Annotated in this window: 20 protein-coding genes and 1 tRNA gene; 14 read left to right on the top strand and 7 right to left on the bottom strand. The window is 65.7% G+C overall.

The genetic code is table 11. From position 1 onward, the window contains the following. Positions 1 to 30: 30 nt before the first annotated feature. From murA to M0209_RS14385, 9 genes are all read left to right on the top strand, one after another. A complete protein-coding gene (gene murA, locus M0209_RS14425; RefSeq protein WP_258888976.1) occupies positions 31 to 1,314 on the top strand; it encodes a UDP-N-acetylglucosamine 1-carboxyvinyltransferase in 1,284 nt (427 codons plus the stop codon). Position 1,315: 1 nt separating this feature from the next. Further along, entirely contained in the window at positions 1,316 to 2,152 is an 837-nt protein-coding gene (gene thiL / locus M0209_RS14420; RefSeq protein WP_258888975.1) for a thiamine-phosphate kinase, read from the top strand. 94 nt (positions 2,153 to 2,246) lie between these two features. Continuing rightward, positions 2,247 to 4,364 (top strand): sodium-translocating pyrophosphatase, encoded by a 2,118-nt coding sequence (locus M0209_RS14415; RefSeq protein WP_258888974.1) that lies wholly within the window; start codon positions 2,247 to 2,249, stop codon positions 4,362 to 4,364. Between the two features lie 138 nt (positions 4,365 to 4,502). Next, entirely contained in the window at positions 4,503 to 6,551 is a 2,049-nt protein-coding gene (locus M0209_RS14410; RefSeq protein WP_258888973.1) for a S9 family peptidase, read from the top strand. An 89-nt stretch (positions 6,552 to 6,640) separates the two neighbouring features. Next, positions 6,641 to 6,886, top strand: coding sequence for a translation initiation factor IF-1 (infA, locus tag M0209_RS14405; protein ID WP_258888972.1), 246 nt, complete (start codon positions 6,641 to 6,643; stop codon positions 6,884 to 6,886). Positions 6,887 to 6,906: 20 nt separating this feature from the next. Continuing rightward, positions 6,907 to 7,479 carry a nucleoside triphosphate pyrophosphatase gene (locus M0209_RS14400; protein WP_258888971.1) on the top strand — a complete coding sequence of 191 codons (573 nt, stop codon included), beginning with the start codon at positions 6,907 to 6,909 and terminating at the stop codon, positions 7,477 to 7,479. Beyond that, positions 7,472 to 8,464 carry a ribonuclease gene (locus tag M0209_RS14395; RefSeq protein WP_258888970.1) on the top strand — a complete coding sequence of 331 codons (993 nt, stop codon included), beginning with the start codon at positions 7,472 to 7,474 and terminating at the stop codon, positions 8,462 to 8,464. The genes M0209_RS14400 and M0209_RS14395 overlap by 8 nt, the downstream gene beginning before the upstream one ends. Continuing rightward, positions 8,448 to 8,642, top strand: coding sequence for a DNA gyrase inhibitor YacG (locus tag M0209_RS14390; RefSeq protein WP_258888969.1), 195 nt, complete (start codon positions 8,448 to 8,450; stop codon positions 8,640 to 8,642). Before M0209_RS14395 ends, M0209_RS14390 begins: the two co-directional genes overlap by 17 nt. Positions 8,643 to 8,672: 30 nt before the next feature. After that, positions 8,673 to 8,748 (top strand) — tRNA-Phe (locus M0209_RS14385). A 29-nt stretch (positions 8,749 to 8,777) separates the two neighbouring features. Here M0209_RS14385 and M0209_RS14380 read toward each other — a convergent pair. Continuing rightward, positions 8,778 to 9,455 (bottom strand): HAD family phosphatase, encoded by a 678-nt coding sequence (locus M0209_RS14380; protein ID WP_258888967.1) that lies wholly within the window; start codon positions 9,453 to 9,455, stop codon positions 8,778 to 8,780. Then, positions 9,452 to 10,123 carry a YggS family pyridoxal phosphate-dependent enzyme gene (locus M0209_RS14375; RefSeq protein WP_258888966.1) on the bottom strand — a complete coding sequence of 224 codons (672 nt, stop codon included), beginning with the start codon at positions 10,121 to 10,123 and terminating at the stop codon, positions 9,452 to 9,454. The genes M0209_RS14380 and M0209_RS14375 overlap by 4 nt, the downstream gene beginning before the upstream one ends. 21 nt (positions 10,124 to 10,144) lie before the next feature. Between M0209_RS14375 and M0209_RS14370 the strand changes: the two genes are divergently transcribed. Beyond that, the gene (locus tag M0209_RS14370) at positions 10,145 to 10,678 is read left to right on the top strand and encodes a thiamine phosphate synthase (protein WP_258888965.1); all 534 of its coding nucleotides are present in this window, start codon (positions 10,145 to 10,147) and stop codon (positions 10,676 to 10,678) included. Here M0209_RS14370 and M0209_RS14365 read toward each other — a convergent pair whose 3' ends face one another. Continuing rightward, positions 10,679 to 11,392 carry a porin gene (locus tag M0209_RS14365; protein WP_258888963.1) on the bottom strand — a complete coding sequence of 238 codons (714 nt, stop codon included), beginning with the start codon at positions 11,390 to 11,392 and terminating at the stop codon, positions 10,679 to 10,681. A gap of 259 nt (positions 11,393 to 11,651) precedes the next feature. Here M0209_RS14365 and M0209_RS14360 point away from each other — a divergent pair, with 259 nt between their 5' ends. From M0209_RS14360 to M0209_RS14345, 4 genes are read left to right on the top strand one after another with little or no spacing between them, the layout of a single operon-like run. Then, positions 11,652 to 12,086 carry a DUF3576 domain-containing protein gene (locus M0209_RS14360; protein WP_258888962.1) on the top strand — a complete coding sequence of 145 codons (435 nt, stop codon included), beginning with the start codon at positions 11,652 to 11,654 and terminating at the stop codon, positions 12,084 to 12,086. A 10-nt stretch (positions 12,087 to 12,096) separates the two neighbouring features. Then, positions 12,097 to 14,664, top strand: a complete 2,568-nt coding sequence (gene leuS, locus M0209_RS14355; RefSeq protein WP_258888961.1) for a leucine--tRNA ligase — start codon at positions 12,097 to 12,099, stop codon at positions 14,662 to 14,664. After that, complete coding sequence (lptE, locus tag M0209_RS14350) at positions 14,661 to 15,158, top strand: LPS assembly lipoprotein LptE (RefSeq protein WP_258888960.1); 498 nt, start codon at positions 14,661 to 14,663, stop codon at positions 15,156 to 15,158. The genes leuS and lptE overlap by 4 nt, the downstream gene beginning before the upstream one ends. Beyond that, positions 15,155 to 16,141: a DNA polymerase III subunit delta gene (locus M0209_RS14345; protein ID WP_258888959.1), complete on the top strand. Its 987-nt coding sequence runs from the start codon at positions 15,155 to 15,157 to the stop codon at positions 16,139 to 16,141. Before lptE ends, M0209_RS14345 begins: the two co-directional genes overlap by 4 nt. Here the strand turns inward: M0209_RS14345 and M0209_RS14340 are convergent. From M0209_RS14340 to mnmG, 4 genes are read right to left on the bottom strand one after another with little or no spacing between them, the layout of a single operon-like run. Further along, the gene (locus M0209_RS14340; protein ID WP_258888958.1) at positions 16,138 to 17,028 is read right to left on the bottom strand and encodes a ParB/RepB/Spo0J family partition protein; all 891 of its coding nucleotides are present in this window, start codon (positions 17,026 to 17,028) and stop codon (positions 16,138 to 16,140) included. The two genes, M0209_RS14345 and M0209_RS14340, sit on opposite strands and share 4 nt — an antisense overlap. Beyond that, positions 17,025 to 17,813, bottom strand: coding sequence for a ParA family protein (locus M0209_RS14335; protein ID WP_258888957.1), 789 nt, complete (start codon positions 17,811 to 17,813; stop codon positions 17,025 to 17,027). The genes M0209_RS14340 and M0209_RS14335 overlap by 4 nt, the downstream gene beginning before the upstream one ends. Continuing rightward, a complete protein-coding gene (gene rsmG / locus M0209_RS14330) occupies positions 17,810 to 18,436 on the bottom strand; it encodes a 16S rRNA (guanine(527)-N(7))-methyltransferase RsmG (protein ID WP_258888955.1) in 627 nt (208 codons plus the stop codon). Before rsmG ends, M0209_RS14335 begins: the two co-directional genes overlap by 4 nt. Further along, positions 18,429 to 20,132 (bottom strand): tRNA uridine-5-carboxymethylaminomethyl(34) synthesis enzyme MnmG, encoded by a 1,704-nt coding sequence (gene mnmG, locus M0209_RS14325; protein WP_258888954.1) that lies wholly within the window; start codon positions 20,130 to 20,132, stop codon positions 18,429 to 18,431. Before mnmG ends, rsmG begins: the two co-directional genes overlap by 8 nt. Between the last annotated feature and the right edge of the window lie 30 nt (positions 20,133 to 20,162).

Below are 20,162 nucleotides of genomic sequence, written 5' to 3'. Positions count from 1 at the left end.
CGCAGGCGCGGGCACGCTTAACCCGCGCACATGGACCGTATTCTCATTCGCGGCGGCAACAAGCTGTCGGGCCGTATCCACATTTCGGGCGCTAAAAACGCCGCGCTGACGCTGATGCCGTGCGCGCTGCTGACCGACGAGCCGTTGACCTTGCGCAACCTGCCGCGCCTCGCCGATGTCGACAGCTTCGGGCATTTGCTCAACCAGCTCGGTGTCTCGACGCAGATCGAGGGCGCGCGGCCCGAAGATTTCGGGCGGGTGATGACGATGCGCGCGGCGCGCGTCACGTCGACCATGGCCCCCTATGACATCGTGCGGAAAATGCGGGCGTCGATCCTCGTGCTCGGGCCGCTGCTCGCGCGGATGGGCGAGGCGACGGTGTCGTTGCCGGGCGGCTGCGCGATCGGGACGCGACCGATCGATTTGCACCTCAAGGCGCTCGAGGCGTTCGGCGCGGAGATCGAGATCACGCATGGCTATGTGAAGGTGAAAGCGCCGAATGGCCGTTTGCCGGGCGGGCGGGTGCGCTTTCCGGTCGTATCGGTCGGAGCTACCGAAAATGCGCTGATGGCGGCGGCCCTCGCCAAGGGCACCTGCGTGATCGAGAACGCGGCGCGCGAACCCGAGATCGTCGATCTGTGCCGCTGCCTGGTGGCGATGGGCGCGCGCATCGACGGGATCGGGACGGAGACGCTGACCATCGAGGGGCGCGACCGGCTGCACGGGGCGACCTATGCGGTGATGCCCGACCGGATCGAAGCCGGCAGCTATGCCTGTGCTGCGGCGATCACCGGCGGGTCGGTCGATCTGGTCGGTGCCGATTACGACGAGATGGGGGCGACGTTCGACGCGCTGCGCGAAGCAGGCGTGACGGTGACGCATGAACACGGCGTGGTGCGGGTGTCCGCCACCGGCCCGCTCGCCCCGCTGACCCTGTCGACGGCGCCTTATCCGGGCTTTGCCACCGACATGCAGGCGCAGTTCATGGCGATGCTGTGCAAGGCCGAGGGCGCGTCGATGCTGACCGAGACGATTTTCGAGAACCGCTACATGCACGTGCCCGAACTGGCGCGCATGGGGGCCGATATCACGGTCACCGGGCGGTCGGCGCTGGTGCGCGGCGTGCCGGTGCTGACCGGTGCGCCGGTGATGGCGACCGACCTGCGCGCGTCGATGTCGCTGATCATCGCGGGGCTGGCGGCGGAGGGTGAGACGCAGGTCCAGCGGGTCTATCACCTCGACCGCGGTTACGAGCGGCTGGAGGAGAAGCTCGCGGCGGTGGGGGCGGACATCGAGCGCGATTCCGACGGTTGAGGTGACCGAAGCCGATTTTCTCGCGCTCCTCCGCCCGCTGGCCACGCATCCGGCGGCGCGGGGATTGCTCGATGATGCCGCGGTACTGGGCGATTTGGTGTTCACGCACGACGTGCTGGTCGAAGGGGTGCATTTCCTACCAGATGACCCGCCCGAGGACGTCGCGTGGAAATTGCTCGCGGTGAATTTGTCGGACCTGGCCGCCAAGGGAGCCGCGCCGTTGGGCGTGCTGCTCGGCTATCCGCTGGGCGATCCCGATTGGGATGCCGCATTCGTGCGCGGACTGGAGGCGGCGCTCGCCGGTTTCGAGGTCGCGCTGTTCGGCGGCGATACGGTGAAGGGGCCGCGCGTGCTCTCGCTGACCGCCATCGGGCGCGCGGCGGTGGCCCCTGCGCGCAGCGATGCGCGGGCCGGGGATGCGTTATGGGTGACGGGCGTGATCGGGTGCGCGGGGCTGGGGCTGAGCGGCGATCCCGCGTACCTCGACGCTTACCGCCGCCCGGTGCCGCGCCTTGCCGAAGGGCTGAAATTGGGTCCCATCGTCACCGCGATGATGGATGTGTCGGACGGCCTGTTGATCGACGCGCGACGCATGGCCGTGGCGAGCGGGCTGGCGGTCGAGATCGACCTCGACGCGGTACCCGTGGCGGGCGAGCGGATGGCGGCGGTGACCGCAGGCGACGATTACGAACTGCTATTTGCCCTGCCCGCCGGGGTCGAGCCGCCGGTGGCCGCGACCTGCATCGGCAGCTTTGCAATCGGCAGCGGCCTGACGCTGCGTGACGCCACCGGTCCGGTCGCGCTGCCCGAAAAGCTGGGATGGCAGCACGGCATATAAACTTGCCTTTATGTGTGACGCCCGCCTATAGGCCCGCTCGAAAATGCCGCGCGGGGTCGATTGCGCGTGCCGGATATACGGGGAAGAACTCGCCATGAACTTCATTCTGATCGCCATTTTGTGCGGCTTTGCTGCCGTGCTCTACGGCATTGTCACCAGCCGCCAGGTCCTCTCGGCCTCGCCGGGCAACGCCAAGATGGTCGAGATCGGCGCGGCAATTCAGGAGGGCGCGCAGGCCTATCTGACCCGCCAGTACCGCACGATTGCCATCGTCGGCGTTGTCGTCGCGGTGCTCGTCGGGGTTTTCCTCAATGTCATTCCGGCGGTCGGCTTCGTGCTCGGCGCGGTGCTGTCGGGCGCAACCGGCTTTATCGGGATGAACATCTCGGTACGCGCCAACGTCCGCACCGCGCAGGCGGCTTCGGTCGGCCTTCAGGAAGGCCTGACCATGGCGTTCCGTGCGGGGGCGATCACCGGCATGCTGGTGGCGGGCCTCGCGCTCCTCGCGATTGCGGTGTTCTTCTGGTATCTGACCGGTCCTGCCGGCTATGCCCCCAATGACCGCACGGTCATCACGGCGCTGACCGCGCTGGCACTCGGCGCGTCGCTCGTGTCGATCTTCGCGCGTCTCGGCGGTGGTATCTTTACCAAGGCTGCCGACGTCGGGGCCGATCTGGTCGGCAAGGTCGAAGCCGGAATCCCCGAGGACGATCCCCGCAACCCCGCCGTCATCGCCGATAACGTCGGCGACAATGTCGGCGACTGCGCGGGCATGGCCGCCGATCTGTTCGAAACCTATGTCGTGACTTTCGGCGCGACGATGGTGCTGGTCGCGATCACGCTGGCGGCGACGACCAGCGCGGCGGAACTGATGGCGCTGATGACCTTGCCGCTGCTCGTCGGCGGTGTCTGCGTCCTGACCTCGATCATCGGCACCTATTTCGTGCGTCTGGGTTCGTCGAAGAACATCATGGGCGCTATGTACAAGGGCTTCCTGGTGACCGCGATCCTGTCGGCGGTAGCGATCTGGTTCGCGACCGATGCGGTGCTCGGCGGCATGGAAACCACCATCGGCGCCAGCGTCGACGGCACCGGCGGCTTTACCGGGCGTATCCTGTATTATTGCATGTTCCTGGGGCTGGTCATCACCGGTCTGCTGATCTGGATCACCGAATATTACACCGGCACCAACTACCGCCCGGTCCGCAGCATCGCCAAGGCGTCGGAAACGGGCCATGGTACCAACGTCATCCAGGGGCTGGCGATCAGCCTCGAAGCGACGGCGCTGCCGACGTTGGTGATCGTGATCGGCATCATCGTCGCGTTCAAGCTGGCGGGCCTGATCGGCATCGCCTTCGCCGCGACGTCGATGCTGGCGCTGGGCGGCATGGTCGTGGCGCTGGATGCTTATGGTCCGGTCACCGACAATGCGGGCGGTATCGCCGAAATGGCGGGCATGGACGACAGCGTGCGTGAAAAGACCGACGCGCTCGACGCGGTCGGCAACACGACCAAGGCCGTGACCAAGGGCTATGCCATCGGTTCGGCGGGTCTGGCAGCGCTGGTGCTGTTCGCGTCGTACACGGCGGACTTGCGCGAGTTCTTCCCGCAGATGAATGTCAACTTCAGCCTCGAAAATCCGTACGTGATCGTGGGTCTCCTGCTCGGCGCGTTGTTGCCGTATCTGTTCGGCGCGATGGGCATGACGGCGGTCGGCCGTGCAGCGGGCGAAGTCGTCACCGACGTGCGCGACCAGTTCGCCAAGAACCCGGGCATCATGACCTACGAGGTCAAGCCCGATTACGCCCGCACCGTCGATCTGGTGACCAAGGCGGCGATCAAGGAAATGATCCTGCCGTCGCTGCTGCCGGTGCTCGCCCCCATCGTGGTCTATTTCGCGATCTATGCGGTTGCGGGGCAGGCCGATGCATTTGCAGCCCTGGGTGCACTCCTCCTCGGCGTGATCGTCTCGGGCCTGTTCGTGGCCATCTCGATGACCTCCGGCGGCGGCGCGTGGGACAATGCCAAAAAGTACATCGAAGACGGCAACCACGGCGGCAAGGGCAGCGAAGCCCATAAGGCCGCGGTCACCGGCGACACGGTGGGCGATCCGTACAAGGATACGGCGGGCCCGGCGGTGAACCCGATGATCAAGATCACCAACATCGTCGCGCTGCTGCTGCTCGCAGCGCTCGCGCACGGGGCGATGTAACACAGGTGTAAATAGTTATGCGGCGGCCTTGTCGGCTGCCGCCCCGATACGCTAGCCCCTCCGCAATCAACCGATTCCGGAGGGGTTTCCGTGTCCAGATTTCTTGCAGGCCTGCTAGTTTCAGTCGCCGTCGCAGCGGTGCCGACAGTCGTTAAAGCACAAGGCGCGAGCTCTCCCAATGCCATTTCAACCCCGGCGGCTGCTGCCGCCGGACGTTATCCGATCTGGGTATTTGGGAAGAAGGTCGCATTTCGCGGTCCGAGCATATCGCCAGACGGCACGAAGCTCGCCGTGCAATTTGCCCGAAACGGAAAGGGCGCGATCGGCATCATCGACCTCGCAAAGCCCGGGACGCCACCAACGTTCGTCATGTCGACCGATGAAGTTAGAGAAACGGGTGATAGGACGGTCGATGGTTATACGTGGGTCGGAAACGATAACATAGTAATTACGCTGATTTCCCGAGAAACGATTGGCGGACAGCTAGGCGACGTCACTCGGCTAATCGGTTATAACCTGAATCGCAAAAACGTCATTCCGCTTGCGTGGGACGGAGCAGTCTTTTCGGCTGACGACGTTCTCTACATCGACCACGACAAGGGCACTTTTCTGCTCCAACGCGAAAGCAATGCCTATGGCACTGAAATGATGCGAAATCCTGAGGTCGTGTCAGTGGACGTCAACACCGGCAAGTTCTCGGTCGTTCAGCGTCCCAATGCGATCGTCGGGAACTGGCATGCAGATGCGACCGGCGTGATCCGCGCCGCCGACGCAGGAGATAGCAGCACCGACACCTCTGGTAGGCGCCGCCTTCTTTATCGCTCGAACGGTAAAGAGCCGTTTCGCACAGTGCTGAATGAAGCCGATGCTACTTTCACGGGAACTCAAGTCACACCGTCCTTCTTCCTGCCGGAGCCTGACAGCGCATTGTCGCTCAACAATAAGGACGAATATCGTCGGATTTATAAGCTCGATATGAAGACAATGAAGCTCGGCGACGTCGTATTTGAGCGCCCGGGCTATGATGTGGGCGGCATCGTGACGAATTGGGACGACACCAAGGTCATTGGATACCGATACACCGATACGCGTAATCGGACCGTATGGATCGACAAGGACTGGCAGGTTATCCAGTCGCTAATGGATGAACAATTCGGGCGAGGAAATGCTCAAATCGCGTCGCGCGACAAGAAGGATGAAAAGCTCGTCTTCTATGTCGCGAAACCCAGTCAGCCGGGTGGTTACTATCTGTTCGACACAGTTTCAGGAAAACTACAGTTGATCGGATGGCGCGATGCCGTATTTAAGGACGCAGACCTGAACCCTTCGACGATGATCACCTACACGGCACGGGACGGGACCAAGATTCCTGCGCTCGTCACCCTTCCACGAGCACGTCTCGGCCAGAAAAATCTTCCTGTTGTCGTCCTGCCGCATGGAGGCCCCTTTGGCCTTCGTGATCGAGAGTCCTTCGATACCGAAGGGTCGTGGCATCAGGCGCTTGCCGAGCAAGGTTATGTCGTAATCAAGCCTAACTACCGCGGGTCGGGCGGCTATGGCAAAACCTTCACACTCAAGGGCCGCACTCCCGAGGGCTATGGCAAGACGATGCAAGACGATCTCAACGATGCGGTCGCGTGGTTCGCCAAAGACGGCCTGATCGATCCTAAACGGGCCTGTGTCATGGGCTGGTCGTACGGCGGCTATGCTGCAGCACGTGGCGCGCAGCGGGATCCCGACCTATGGCGTTGCGCGGTCGCGGGTGCGGGCATTTACGACGTACCGATGATGACACGCTGGGACAAGGAACACCTGAGCACCTTCAGCGCGAAATTCCAGGCGACGTCGAACGATCCTGAAGGCATATCTTCAGCACGTCATACCGACAGTAAGTGGGCACCGATCCTCATCGTTGCCGGCCTCCGCGATCAGCGCATTCCCATCGAACAGTCGCGGACGCTGGTGTCCCGGCTGAAGGCATCTGGCAAGAAGGACGGCGTCGATTTCCGTTACGTCGAGCAACCCAAGGGGACGCACCAACTTCCTTACGAGGAACTTCATGTGCAGTGGCTTGAGGAGGCGCTGGGCTGGCTCGAGCGTTGGAACCCCGCCTATGTAGCAACCGACAAGGACAAGCCGTTGCCTTTTATTGCCGTCGACATGTCTTTAAAACCGAAGGCGATGTGACCGGTACTATCCGGTCACCGCGCTTCCCTTCGCGCAACCCTTCGGCTATGGGGCCGTCACTTTCGTGACACAGGTGTGAAAAGGGCTGCATGGCCAAGGAAGAACTTCTCGAAATGCGCGGCACGGTGCTCGAGCTGCTGCCCAATGCGATGTTCCGCGTGAAGCTGGAGAACAACCATGAGGTTCTCGGCCATACGGCGGGCAAGATGCGCAAGAACCGCATCCGCGTGCTGACCGGCGACGATGTGCTGGTCGAAATGACGCCCTACGACCTGACCAAGGGCCGCATCACCTATCGCTTCATGCCGGGTCGCGGCGGCCCCGGCCCGTCCTGACCTGCGTCCGGGGAAACCCGGTGCGTTTGATCCTCGCCTCCGCCAGTCCGCGCCGCCTCGATCTGCTGGCGCGGATCGGCGTCGTTCCCGATGCCATCGACCCTGCCGACTTCGACGAGGCCCCGTTGAAAGACGAGACGCCGCGCGCCCATGCGGTGCGGCTGGCGCGCGACAAGGCGCTTGCTGTGGCGGCTCGCCATCCGGGCAGCGTGGTGCTCGCCGCCGACACGGTGGTGGGGGCGGGACGCCGCATCCTGCCCAAGGCCGAGGATGAGGGCGTCGCGCGGTCGTGCCTGACCCTGTTGTCGGGCCGTCGCCATCATGTCTTTACCGCTGTAGCCGTCGTCGATGCGGAGGGGCGGTTGCGCGAGCGGCTGTCCGACACGCGGCTGTCATTCGCGCTGCTGACGCCTGTAATGATCGACAGCTATATCGCGGGCGGTGAATGGCGCGGCAAGGCGGGCGGCTATGCGATCCAGGGGACCGCCGAGGCGTTCGTGCGCGATCTGGCGGGCAGCCATTCGGGCGTCGTCGGGCTGCCGCTGTTCGAGACGCGTAATCTGCTGCGCAGCGCCGGAGTCGTCGTTGTCTGAGTGGCTCTACGAGGACGGCATCGGCGAGGCGCGGGCCGCGCTGGTCGAGAATGATTGCATTGTCGAGGCACTGATCGAGGTCGAGGGAACGGGGCCGCGCGCCGGGACGGTGGTCGAGGGGCGGCAGACCGCCATTGCGATTCCCGCGCAGCGCGGGTTCGTCACACTTGCAGACGGCAGCGAGGTGCTGGTCGAGCCGCTGCTGCGCGCGTGGACGCAAGGCGCGCTGGTACGGGTCGAAGTCACCCGCGAGGCCATTCCCGAACGCGACCGGGCCAAGCGCGCGAAAGGGCGACCCGCGCCCGACACGGCGCTGGCCGACGGACCGGGTTTGCTGGCCCGGATCACGGCAACGGGAATCCCGGTCCGCACGCTGGCCTTACATGAACCTGACGTCCTCGAAGCTGCGGGGTGGAGCGAGCTGATCGAGAGCGTGCAAACCGGCCTGTGGTCCTTTGCGGGCGGCGAATTGCGGATCAGCCCGACCCCGGCGATGACCCTGATCGACGTTGACGGGCATCTCGAACCCGCCGGGCTCGCGCTGGCGGCAGCGACGGCGGCAGGCAGGGCGATCCGGGCGTTCGGCATCGCGGGGTCCATCGGCGTGGATTTTCCCACTCTCGGCGGCAAGGAGGCACGCACCGCCGTCGCCGCCGCCTTCGATGCCGCGCTGCCACCGCCGTTCGAGCGGACAGCGGTCAACGGTTTCGGTTTCATGCAAGTCATCCGGCCCCGAACGCGCGCCTCGCTGATCGAGCATGTGCAGGGCGATCCAGACGGGCATGCCGCCCGCGCGCTGCTGCGCCGGGTGGGGCGCGAGGGACGGACGGGGGCAACGACCTTGGTCGCGCACCCGCGCGTCACGGCGGTCCTCGACGCCCACCCCGACTGGCTCGACCGGCTGGCCCGACTGCTGGGCGGACCCATCGGCTTGCGAAGCCAGGCGACGACGCCCATGTCGGGCGGATATGCCGAGCGCGCCTAAACCCTGTCCGATCTGCGCCAAGCCCCCGGTGCCCGCGCACGCCCCGTTCTGCTCGCAGGGGTGCCGCGACCGCGACCTGCTGCAATGGCTCGACGACGGCTATCGCATCCCCGGTCCGCCCACCGATGACGCAATGGACTCGCTCGGGCTGGACAGGGACGATATCGCCTCGCTATAGGCGCGGCCTTCGCGGGCGTCTGCTCCGTGTGCCCGGGTAGCTCAGTTGGTAGAGCATGCGACTGAAAATCGCAGTGTCGGCGGTTCGACCCCGTCCCCGGGCACCATTTTCTCCCAGACAGCAGCGGGGCAATCGCTAGGCAGCGAGCCGCCCCGCCACCATCCGCGCGATGGCGGCAAAATCATGGACAACGACCGGTGCGCCCGCACGGCGCAGGATCGCCTCATGATCGGGTCCGCAATGCTGCCCCACAGCCAGCCCGACGACCTGCGCGCCCGAGGCGACCGCCCCGGTGACGCCTACGGGCGAATCCTCGATGATGAGGGTGCGGGCGATATCGGTACCGATCTGTGCGGCGGCATGGAGATAGATGTCGGGGGCAGGCTTGCCGCGCGTCACATGCTCGCGCCCCGAATAGATGTGGGGGCCGAAGGCGTCGCGCAGCCCGATGTGTGCCAGATGGGTCTCGATCCAGTGGGAGGTGCTCGACGAGGCGATAGCGCGCGGCAGGTCGCCGGACAGGCTGCGGACGAACGCGATTGCCCCTTCGACCGCGTCGATCCCCTGTGCCAGCACCCGCGCATCCTCGGCCTGACGCTCGGCGTGGAAGGCATCGGGGACCGGCCCGCCGATATGCCCCGCCACTGCATCGAGAAAATCGCGACCGCCGAGTCCCACGAACTTGGCCAGTGCCTGATCGACCGTGGTCGGGTAGCCGAGCCCGGTCAGCGTCCGCGCAATCTGGAGATTGCCCGCATATTCGCTTTCGATCAGCACGCCGTCGAAGTCGAAGATAATCCCGTCGATGTTCATCCCCGCGCCCCGAACAGCGCGGTACCGACGCGGATGTGCGTCGCGCCAAGGGTAACGGCAGTCGCATAGTCGCCCGACATGCCCATGCTGAGGCCCGGCAAGCTATGGTCGGCAGCGAGCTTGGCCAGAAACGCGAACCATGGTGCGGGGTTAAGACCGGCAGGGGGGACGCACATCAGCCCCTTGACCGGCAGTCCGGCATCACGGGCACTGGCAAGGAGTGCAGGCAGCTCGCCGACCGCACAACCGCCCTTTTGCGGCTCGTCGGCGAGGTCGACCTGGATGAAGCAGTCGGGGAATTTGCCGTTCTGCGCCATCGCCTTGCCCAGCGCCGCGACCAGCGAGAGACGGTCGACCGAATGAATGGCGTCGAACAGCGCGACGGCCTCGGCGGCCTTGTTCGACTGGAGCTGGCCGATGAGATGGAGTTCGACACCGGGATAATCGGCGCGCAGTCCGGGCCATTTGACGGCGGCTTCCTGCACCCGGTTTTCGCCGAAGACGCGGTGTCCGGCCTCGAGCAGCGGACGGATTTCGTTGGCGCTGTGCGTTTTCGACACCGCGATCAGCGTCACGGCATCGGCGGAACGCGCGGCGCGCAGCGCGGCCTTGTCGATGGTCGCGCGAACGGTGGCTAGACGGTCGGCGGGAGTTGCGGTTTCGGTCACGCGCCGCGCTATAGGAGGGCGATGCGATCCCGCAAAGCACCCTTGCCCCGGCTGTGGCTGATGACCGACGAGCGCGGCGGCGACCCGGTCGTGCTGGCGCGGAAATTGCCCAAGGGTGCCGGAATCGTGTTCCGGCACCATGCGACGCCGGCCGGGGAGCGGCGCACGCTGTTCGAGCGGGTCAGGCGCGTGGCGCGACGGCGGCGGCTGGTAGTTTTGCTGGCAGGAATGCCCGGGCAGGCGCGGGCATGGGGAGCCGACGGCGCGCACCACCGTTCGGCCTTGCCGTCGAAGGGACTGCGGAGCGTTGCGGTCCATAACCGGTGCGAAATGGCGCTGGCCATGCGGGTCCGGGCCGATCTGGTCTTCATCTCGCCAGTCTTCGCGACGCGCTCGCATCCGGGCGCACGGTCGCTGGGCGTCGTGCGATTCGGGTTGCTGATCGGCGACCAGCGTCAGCGCACGATTGCGCTGGGCGGCATGACTGCGGCTAAATTCAGAAAGCTAGGCGGAATGGGGGCCCAAGGTTGGGCCGCAATCGACGCGTTCAACTAATTAAAAGCGGAACGCAGTGCCCACATAGACCGCCTGGCTGTCGCGGCGGGTGTCGCTCTGCGGCAGCAACCGGTCGCGGTCGGCGCGGTAACGGACGCCCGCCGTCACATCGAGGTTGCGCGTCAGCGAATAGGAACTGCCGAAATCGACCGACACGCCCGACCCGCCGAGAACTGTCCGCGCCGCCGGACCCGACGTGCGGTCCGCCGCCACCTGAACCCGCGTCGTCAGGCGCTTGGTGGTGTAGCTGACCCCGACATCGACCGTCTCGCGGCGTCCAAGGCCCGCCAGGTCCATTTTCTGCATGTCGCCGGTAACCGCGAATTTGCGCCAGCCGACCGCGGCACCCAGATTATAGGCAATCGGCGCGATCGACGAGGTTGCGGGCTGAACCAGATCGGCCTGATCGCCGACCGCGTCGGGACGATTCGTCCGCGCGCGCACCGCGACCGTCACCGAACGGTTGAGCCGCACCGACGAAGCAGGCGTGAAGCGAAAGCCGCTGCTCGACAGACCCGAACGCGACAAGGCGGCGGCAAGCCGGGCATCGGTGGCGGCGGGGGTGAACGAACCGATTCCGTCGCGCAGACCGAGCGAGGCCGGTGCCTTAGCCGGAAGCGCTGTCGTCGAGGCACCGAAGGCAGGCGTCAGCAGGGCGAGCGACGCCACAAGGGCACCCCCTGCCAGTCCTGCCAAAATCCGCCCCTGCGTCATCGAACGACTCGATTCCCTGTGTTTTTCCGATGCCTAACATAGGCCGTGTACGATTCGGTTCTACCCCCGGCCGACATTTATTGCGCCGCTGTTGCACCAGGCACACACATTGTAACGCCCGGAGCAATCGATTTTGCGCTCGTCCGGCAATCCGCCCCCCCAATCCGCGATGACGATGCCGTGCTTGCGGGCGCGGCGATAGCGCACTAACGCTCTTCGCCAGCCTGCCAAGGCCCGATATCCAAGGACAATTCCGCCGATGATCCGCCGTTCCGTACTCGCCGCGATGATATTGGTCGCCCCGCTCGCTGCCTGTGGCAAGAAGGAGCGGCCCGGCCGCGTCGCCGATCTCGCCGCATCGCGCACGACGACGATCGGCATCAACAGCTATTTGTGGCGCGCTGCGCTCGACACGGTCAGCTTCATGCCGCTGGTCCAGACCGATTCGAACGGCGGCGTCATCGTCACCGACTGGTACGCCAATCCGAATTCGCCCGGCGAGCGGATGAAGCTGACCGTGACGATCCTCGATCAGGACCTGCGCGCCGATGCCGTCCGCGTCGCCGCCAGCCGCCAAGTGCAGCAGGGCGGCGGCTGGATCGACGTGCCGGTGCAGGCCGCAACGGTGCAAAAGCTCGAAGACATCATCCTGACCAAGGCCCGCGACCTGCGCCGCAACGCCATCGCGGGGTAACGCTTCCCTTATGAGTACGCGCTTCAACCCGCTTGCCGCCGACAAGCGCTGGCAAGCCGAATGGGAGGCGCGCCAGTCGTTCGCCGCCGATTCGTCGAGCCCCAAACCGCGCGCCTATGTGCTCGAGATGTTTCCCTATCCGTCGGGGCGCATCCACATGGGCCATGTCCGCAATTACGCGATGGGCGACGTGCTCGCGCGCTACAAAAGGATGACGGGGCACGAAGTGCTCCACCCGATGGGCTGGGACGCCTTCGGCATGCCCGCCGAAAACGCGGCGATGGAGCGCAAGGTGCATCCGGGCGACTGGACCCGCGCCAATATCGCCGCGATGCGCGCGCAGCTGAAGCGGCTGGGCCTGGCGATCGATTGGTCGCGCGAACTCGCGACCTGCGAACCTGACTATTACGGCCACGAACAGGCGCTGTTCCTCGACCTGTACAAGGCGGGGCTGGTTTACCGGAAAGAGTCCGCCGTGAACTGGGATCCGGTCGACATGACCGTGCTCGCCAACGAGCAGGTGATCGACGGGCGCGGCTGGCGGTCGGGCGCGCTGGTCGAGAAGCGCAAGCTGAGCCAGTGGTTCCTGAAAATCACCGATTTCGCCGAGGAACTGCTCGAAGGCCTAGATAGCCTGGACCAGTGGCCCGACAAGGTGCGGCTGATGCAGGAAAACTGGATCGGCAAGTCGAAGGGCGTTCGCTTAAGTTTTGCGCTGTCCGACGGCAGCGACAGCATCGACGTCTACTCTACCCGCCCCGATACGATTTTCGGCGCGAGTTTCCTCGCCATCGCCTGCGATCACCCGATTGCGCAGGAAATGGCAGTGCGGCGGCACGCGCTTGAGGTGTTCATCGAGGAGTGCCGCAAGGGCGGCACCACGGCGGCGGAGATCGAAACGGCGGAAAAGCTGGGGTTCGACACCGGGCTGACTGTCGATCACCCGTTGATTCCCGATGCAAAGTTGCCTGTGTTCGTCGCGAATTTCGTGCTGATGGACTATGGCACCGGCGCGGTCATGGGCGTGCCCGCGCACGACCAGCGCGATCTGGATTTTGCGCGCAAATACGAACTGCCGGTGCGGCGGGTCGTAGCCGACGGCGATGACGTCGATCCTTATTTCCGGGGCAACACCGCGTTCAACGGCGACGGCGTGATCGTCAATTCGGGCTTTATCGACGGGATGTCGGTCGGCGATGCCAAGGCCGCCGTCATTGCGCGCGCCGAAGTCGAAGGCTGGGGTGAGGGGCAAACGCAATACCGGCTGCGCGACTGGGGCGTCAGCCGCCAGCGTTACTGGGGCACGCCGATCCCGATCATCCATTGCGAGTTCTGCGGCGTGATGCCGGTACCGCGGTCGCAATTGCCGGTGGTGCTGCCCGAGGATGTGACGTTCGACATCCCCGGCAACCCGCTCGACCGCCATCCGACGTGGAAGCACGTCGCCTGCCCGAACTGCAACGAACCTGCGCGGCGCGAGACCGACACGCTCGATACCTTTGCCGATTCGTCGTGGTATTTCATCCGCTTCGCCAGCCAGCCCAAGGATGCGCCGTTCGACCGGGCGGAGGCCGAAAGCTGGCTGCCGGTCGGGCAATATATCGGCGGGGTGGAGCACGCGATCCTGCATCTGCTCTACGCACGCTTCTGGACGCGCGCGCTCAACCGCATCGGCAAGATCGGGATCACCGAGCCTTTCACCGGGCTGTTCACGCAGGGGATGGTGACGCACGAGACGTATCGAGCTCGACTCGAAAGGGCCGAAATAGAGGCTGTTGCTGCTGGGAACTTGGAAACGACCACAACCTATATGTGGGTTGCTCCAGATGAGATTGCTGAAAAGGACGGCAAACTCGTCTGGCCAGCAATGATGGATGCTCCTGTGGAACGCGGTCGCATCGAGAAGATGTCGAAGTCTAAGCGCAACACCGTCGATCCCGAGCCAATGTTCGACCATTATGGTGCCGACGCGGTGCGGTGGTTCATGCTGTCCGACTCGCCGCCCGAACGCGATTTGCCGTGGAGCGAAAGCGGAATCGAGGGGACATGGCGCTTCGTCCAGCGCCTGTGGCGGTTGTTCGACGCGGAAACGGGCAACGCGGGCGCGGATCCGGCCATCGACCGTGCGCTGCACCGCGCCATCGCGGGCATCGGCGCGGATATCGACGGTCTGGGCTTCAACAAAGCGGTCGCCAAGGTCCACGAACTCGCCAATGCCATCGAAAAGGCCGCACCGTCCGCGTCGCGTGACACGGCCATCGAAACACTGATCCGCCTGATCGCGCCGATGTTGCCGCATCTGGCCGAGGAAGCCTGGGCGGCGCGCGGGAACACCGGGCTCGTCGCCGACGCGCCCTGGCCCGAGGCCGATCCGGCGCTGCTGGTCGAGGACTCAATCACCGTCGCACTTCAAGTCAACGGCAAGCTGCGCGATACGATCACCGTCGCCAAGGGGACCGACAAGGCCGAAATGGAGCGCCTCGCGGTCACCAATGCCAAGGTATTGGCGATCCTGGCGGGCGCGACGCCGAAGAAAGTGATTGTCGTGCCCGACCGCTTGGTCAATCTGGTGGCATGACCCGCTCGCTTTTCCTCGCGCCCCTGCTCCTGCTCTCGGCCTGCGGTCTTCAGCCGCTGTATTCGGGCGGCAATGCCGGGCCGGTCGCGGCAACGCTCGCGGGCGTGTCGGTCGCACCGATCGAGGGCAAGGCGGGCTGGCTGATGCAGGCAGCACTTGCAGACCGCATTCAGGCCGCAGGAAGCCCGCGCTACAGCCTGAAGGTCGAGCTCGACGACAAGATTACCGGCTTCGGTGTGCGCCGCGACGATGCGGTGACGCGCGAACGGCGGACTCTGCGCGCGCGCTATCAACTCGTCGAGACAGCGACCGGGCAGACCGTGCTCGACGCGACCGCCGGATCGGACGCGGGGATCGACGTGGTGTCGTCGGACTATGCGACGATTGCTGCCGAGAATTCGGCGCTGGAGCGTTTGACCGGGGTCGTCGCCGACCAGATTGTCGCGCGTGTGGCGCTTTATGCCCGGCGAACGGCGGACGCGCCGGCCAAGTGAAGGCGAACGAGGCCCAGATCGGGCGCGCGCTCGACGCCCCGGGCTCCGACTGGAAACTCGCGCTGCTCTACGGACCCGACGAAGCCGGATCGCGCACACTTGCCGACCGGCTGGCCGCCGCGATGGGCGCCGATGCCGAACGGGTCGATCTCGATGGCGCGACGCTGAAGGAAGACCCGGCGCGGCTGCCCGATGAGGCAACCGCGATCACGATGTTCGGCGGCCCGCGCTGGATCCGCGTCACCGGCGGCGAGGAATGCCTGCGGGCGGTCGAGGCGCTGCTCGACGCGCCCGAGGGCTGCCCCGCCGTGCTGGTCGCGGGCAATTTGCCCAAGACCTCGGCACTGCTGAAACTCGCACTGGACGACAGGCGCGTGCTCGCTTTCCAGAGCTGGAAGCCCGAGGGGCAGAAGGCCGACGCCATTGCCACGCAGACCGGCCGCGCGATGGGCGTGCGGCTCAGCCCCGATGCGGCGCGGTTGCTGGCGGATGCGACGCAGGGCGACCGCGCGCTGATGATGCGCGAGCTCGAAAAGCTCGCGCTTTATGTCGATGCCTCGCCCGATCGCCCCCGCCCGGTCGAACGCGCCGATATCGAAGCCGTGGGCGCGGCCATCGACGTGCGCGAGGCATGGGACACGGTCGATGCGCTGTTCGACGGCAAGGTCGCCGAGCTGGCGCAGGAAATTTCGGGCGAGGCGGCGGTCGAGGTCATTCCCGGACTGCGGGCGGTCAACCGGCGCGCGCTGATGGTTGCGCGCGCCCTGTCGGCGCGACGCGGCGGGCAAATGCCGCGCGGCAACAAGCGCGAATTAGATGCCGTCGAGCGTGAGGCGCGCCACTGGTCGCCCGACGCCGCCGCGACCGCGCACCGTCTGGCGATGGAAGCCGAAGCGGGCGTCAAGATGCCGGGGACAGCAGGCGACGTGCTCGCCCATGCCGCGATGCTGGGCATGGCCCGCGCAGCAGCGCGGCGGCGCTAGACCGGCCCGCCGCTCAGCCGCTGGCAGATCATGTCGAGCTGATCGAGCGTGGCATAGGACACGTTCACTGCCCCTGCCCCACCCTTGTGGCTGATCGCGACTTTGAGGCCCAGCAGGTCCCCAAGTTGCCGTTCGAGCAGCGCGATGTCGGCGTTCGAACCGCGTTCGGGCATCGATTTATATTCGATGGGTGCGGGTTTTTTCGCTTTTTTTACAATGGCTTCGACCGCGCGCACCGACAGGCCTTCGGCGACGATTCGCTCGGCCAGCGCTTCGGCACCATCGAACCCCACCAGTGCACGGGCGTGGCCCATCGACAGCCGTCCGTCAGCCACCATCGCCCGCACCGGCGCGGGCAGGTCGCCCAGCCGCATCAGATTGGCGATGTGGCTGCGCGACTTGTGCAGCAACTTGCCCAGCGCATCGGCGCTGTGGCCATGCAGGTCGATCAGGCGGCGATAGGCCTCGCCTTCTTCGATGGCGTTCAATTGTTCGCGCTGGATATTCTCGATCAGCGCGATTTCGAGCGTCGTCCCTTCGTCGAAAACGCGGACAATGGCAGGAATGCTGTGCAACCGCGCCGCCTGCGCGGCCCGCCAGCGGCGCTCGCCCGCGACGATTTGATAACGATCGCCGACGGGGCGCACGACAATCGGCTGAAGCACGCCGCGCGTGCCGATCGACGCCGCGAGTTCGCCCAGCGCTTCTTCGTCGAAATGGCGGCGGGGCTGGCCGGGGTGCGGGGTAATATCGGCAATCGCAATTTCGCGGACGCCATCCAGGCGGTTGGTTTCGACCGGCGTCGCGTCGCCGAGCAGCGCCGACAGCCCGCGCCCTAGTCCCGGCGCACGGCGCTTTGGCGTGATTGGCTCAACGTTGTCGCTCATGCCGCTTTCGCCTGGACGAGCGGCGGCAGCCGACCGAGCAGTTCACGTGAAAGCGCCATATACGCCTCCGAGCCGGCACAGCGCATGTCATAGATCAGCGCGGGCAGCCCATGGCTCGGCGCTTCGGACAGCCGCACGTTGCGCGGGATGACGGTCTGGAATACCGCATTGCCGAGGCAGGCGCGCACGTCCTGCGCGACCTGTTCGGTCAGGCGGTTGCGCCGGTCGTACATGGTCAGCGCGACGCCCAATATGCCAAGCGATGGATTGAATTTGGCACGAATGCGCTCGATCGTCTGGAGCAACTGCGACAGCCCCTCGAGCGCGAAAAATTCGCACTGCAGCGGCACCAGCAAAGACTGCGCCGCGACCATCGCGTTGATGGTCAGCAGGCCGAGCGACGGCGGGCAATCGATCAAGCAGATGTCCCAGCGTGCATCGGCGGCCGCACCGAGCGCCAGCCGCAGGCGATCGGTGCGGTTCTCGTAATCGACGAGCTCGATTTCCGCGCCCGACAGGTCGACGGTCGCCGCGATCAGGTCGAGCCCAGGCACTTTGGTCGGGATCACGGCCTCGGCCAGCGTGCAGTCGCCGGTCAGCAATTCATAGCTCGACCGCAACCGGTCGCCGTGATGGACACCAAGGCCGGTCGACGCGTTCCCCTGCGGATCGAGGTCGATCAGCAAGGTGCGCCAGCCCATCGCGGCGAGCGCCGTGCCGACGTTGATCGCCGTCGTCGTCTTGCCGACGCCGCCCTTCTGGTTCGCGACGCAAATGGTAATCACCGTCGCACCCCTTTAGGTTTGACGCCGTGCGCGACGATAATCGCGCTATCGGGATCGGTGACGCTCGGTTCCATGTGAAAATTACCGTGCCACGTCGTCGCCACCGACGCCAGTTCTTCCGCCGCTGAACGACCCTTTGGCAGGATCCAGCATGTTTTTCCGTGGGAAAACCTGTGGGCAAGTGCGAACAGACGCGGCAGCGGCGCGAACGCCCGCGCCGTGATGACGTCGACAGGCGTCTCCGGGACAAGTTCGAGCCGCGCGGCCTCGATCCGGACGTTATCGAGTCGCAGGGCATCGGCGGCGCGCTGCAGCCAGTCGGTACGAAGCCGTCGCGACTCGACGAGGATGACCGGCGCTTCAGTGAGAATGGCCAGAACCAGTCCCGGCAGACCGGCCCCGCTGCCTAGGTCGAGCCATGACCCGGCATCGGGCGCAAGCCGCCAGAGCTGCGCCGAATCGACGATGTGGCGCGCATAGACATGATCGAGGCTGGCCGCGCTGACGAGATTCTGGCGACCATTTTCCTCGTGCAGCATCTCGACGAACCGGTCGATCCGCGCCAGCGTTTCACGTGAAACACCCAGATCGGCGAGCCATGCCTTTGCCGCATCCTCATCCATGGGCGCGCTTGGCCGTCACCATGATGGCAGCCAGCGCCGCGGGCGTCACGCCGCGTACCCGTCGCGCCTCGCCCAAAGTGCGCGGACGCGCGCGGGTCAGGCGTTCGACCATCTCGTTCGACAGGCCGGGAATGCTTGCCCAGGCGAGGTCGTCCCCAAGGTTCAATCCGTCACTCGCCGATAGGCTTCGCCGCTCCGCTTCTTGGCGAATCAGATAGGGTGCATATTGGGCGTCGACGGCGATTTCGGCGGCGACATCGACGGGCACGTCTTTGGCTCCGGCCATCGCACGGTCGAGATCGTCGCGGCGTTTGGTCCACCACTCTTGCCGCGCCTGACCCACACAGCCGACCGCCACACCCGCGTCGGTCAGCCGGGTCGGGGCATTGTCCGCCCGGAGCGCCAGCCGGTATTCGGCGCGCGAGGTCAGCATGCGATAGGGTTCGGTCGCGCCCTGCAAGACCAGATCGTCGATCATCACGCCGATATAGCTTTGCTCGCGCCCGAGCCGCAGCGGCGCGGTGCCCCGCGCATGAGCCGCAGCATTGACGCCGGCGACCAGCCCCTGCGCCGCCGCTTCTTCATAGCCCGTAGTGCCGTTGATCTGCCCCGCGCAGAACAGCCCCGACAACGCCGACAGCCCCAGCCGATGGTCGAGCGCACGCGGATCGAGATAATCATATTCGACCGCATAGCCGGGAACGACCACGTCGACCGCTTCGAGCCCCGCTATCGTCCGCAGCATGGCGACCTGCGTCTCGACGGGCAGCGATGTCGAGAGACCGTTCGGATAGATCAGGTGCGAGTCGACTCCCTCTGGTTCGAGAAAGACCTGATGCCCGTCGCGGTCGCCGAAACGCAGCACCTTGTCCTCGACCGAAGGACAGTAGCGCGGCCCCTGCCCCTCGATCGCACCGGAGAACAGCGGCGAAGCCTCGAGACCTGCGCGGATCGCATCATGCGTGGCCAGGTTGGTCCGGGTAATCGCACAGAACAATTGCGGCAGCGCGCGCTGGCCCAGCGGCGACATCGTCCAGCCGTCTTCGTCCGACAGTTGCCGTTCGAGCCGCGACCAATCGATGGTCCGCCCGTCGAGCCGTGGCGGGGTGCCGGTCTTGAGCCTTCCGATAGGCAGGTTCAGCGCACGCAGCTGATCCCCCAGCGTTGTCGCCGCCCGCTCGCCGACGCGCCCGCCGACCTCGGTTTCGCGGCCACGAAACATCTTCGCATTCAGGAACGTGCCCGTCGCCAACACGACCGACGATGCGGCAATTACCGTCCCATCGTCGAGCACGACCCCGGCGACTTGCCCCGAGGCGAGATTCAGCGACGCTACCCCAGCTTCGATGACGTCGAGGTTCGGAATCTCCGCCAAGAAAGCGTGAATGGCGGCGGCATAGCGCGCGCGATCCGCCTGGATGCGCGGCCCCTGCACCGCAGGCCCCTTCGACCGGTTGAGCATCCGGTAGTGAATAGCCGCCCTGTCCGACGCACGCCCGATCAACCCGTCGAGCGCATCGACCTCACGGACGAGATGCCCCTTGCCCAGCCCACCGATTGCCGGATTACACGACATCGCCCCGATCTTCGCCGCGTCGAAGCTGATAAGTGCCGTCCGCGCCCCGCAGCGCGCCGCAGCAGCCGCAGCTTCGGTTCCGGCATGGCCGCCGCCGACAATGATCACGTCATAGGTCACGGCAAGCCCTTAACGCGCTCCCGTTTCACG

It is taken from the genome of Sphingomonas sp. SUN039 (genome assembly GCF_024758725.1).
Lineage (GTDB): Bacteria > Pseudomonadota > Alphaproteobacteria > Sphingomonadales > Sphingomonadaceae > Sphingomonas_O.
Note: the sequence above shows the minus strand (reverse complement) of the source record. Positions and strands in the feature narration are given on the sequence as shown.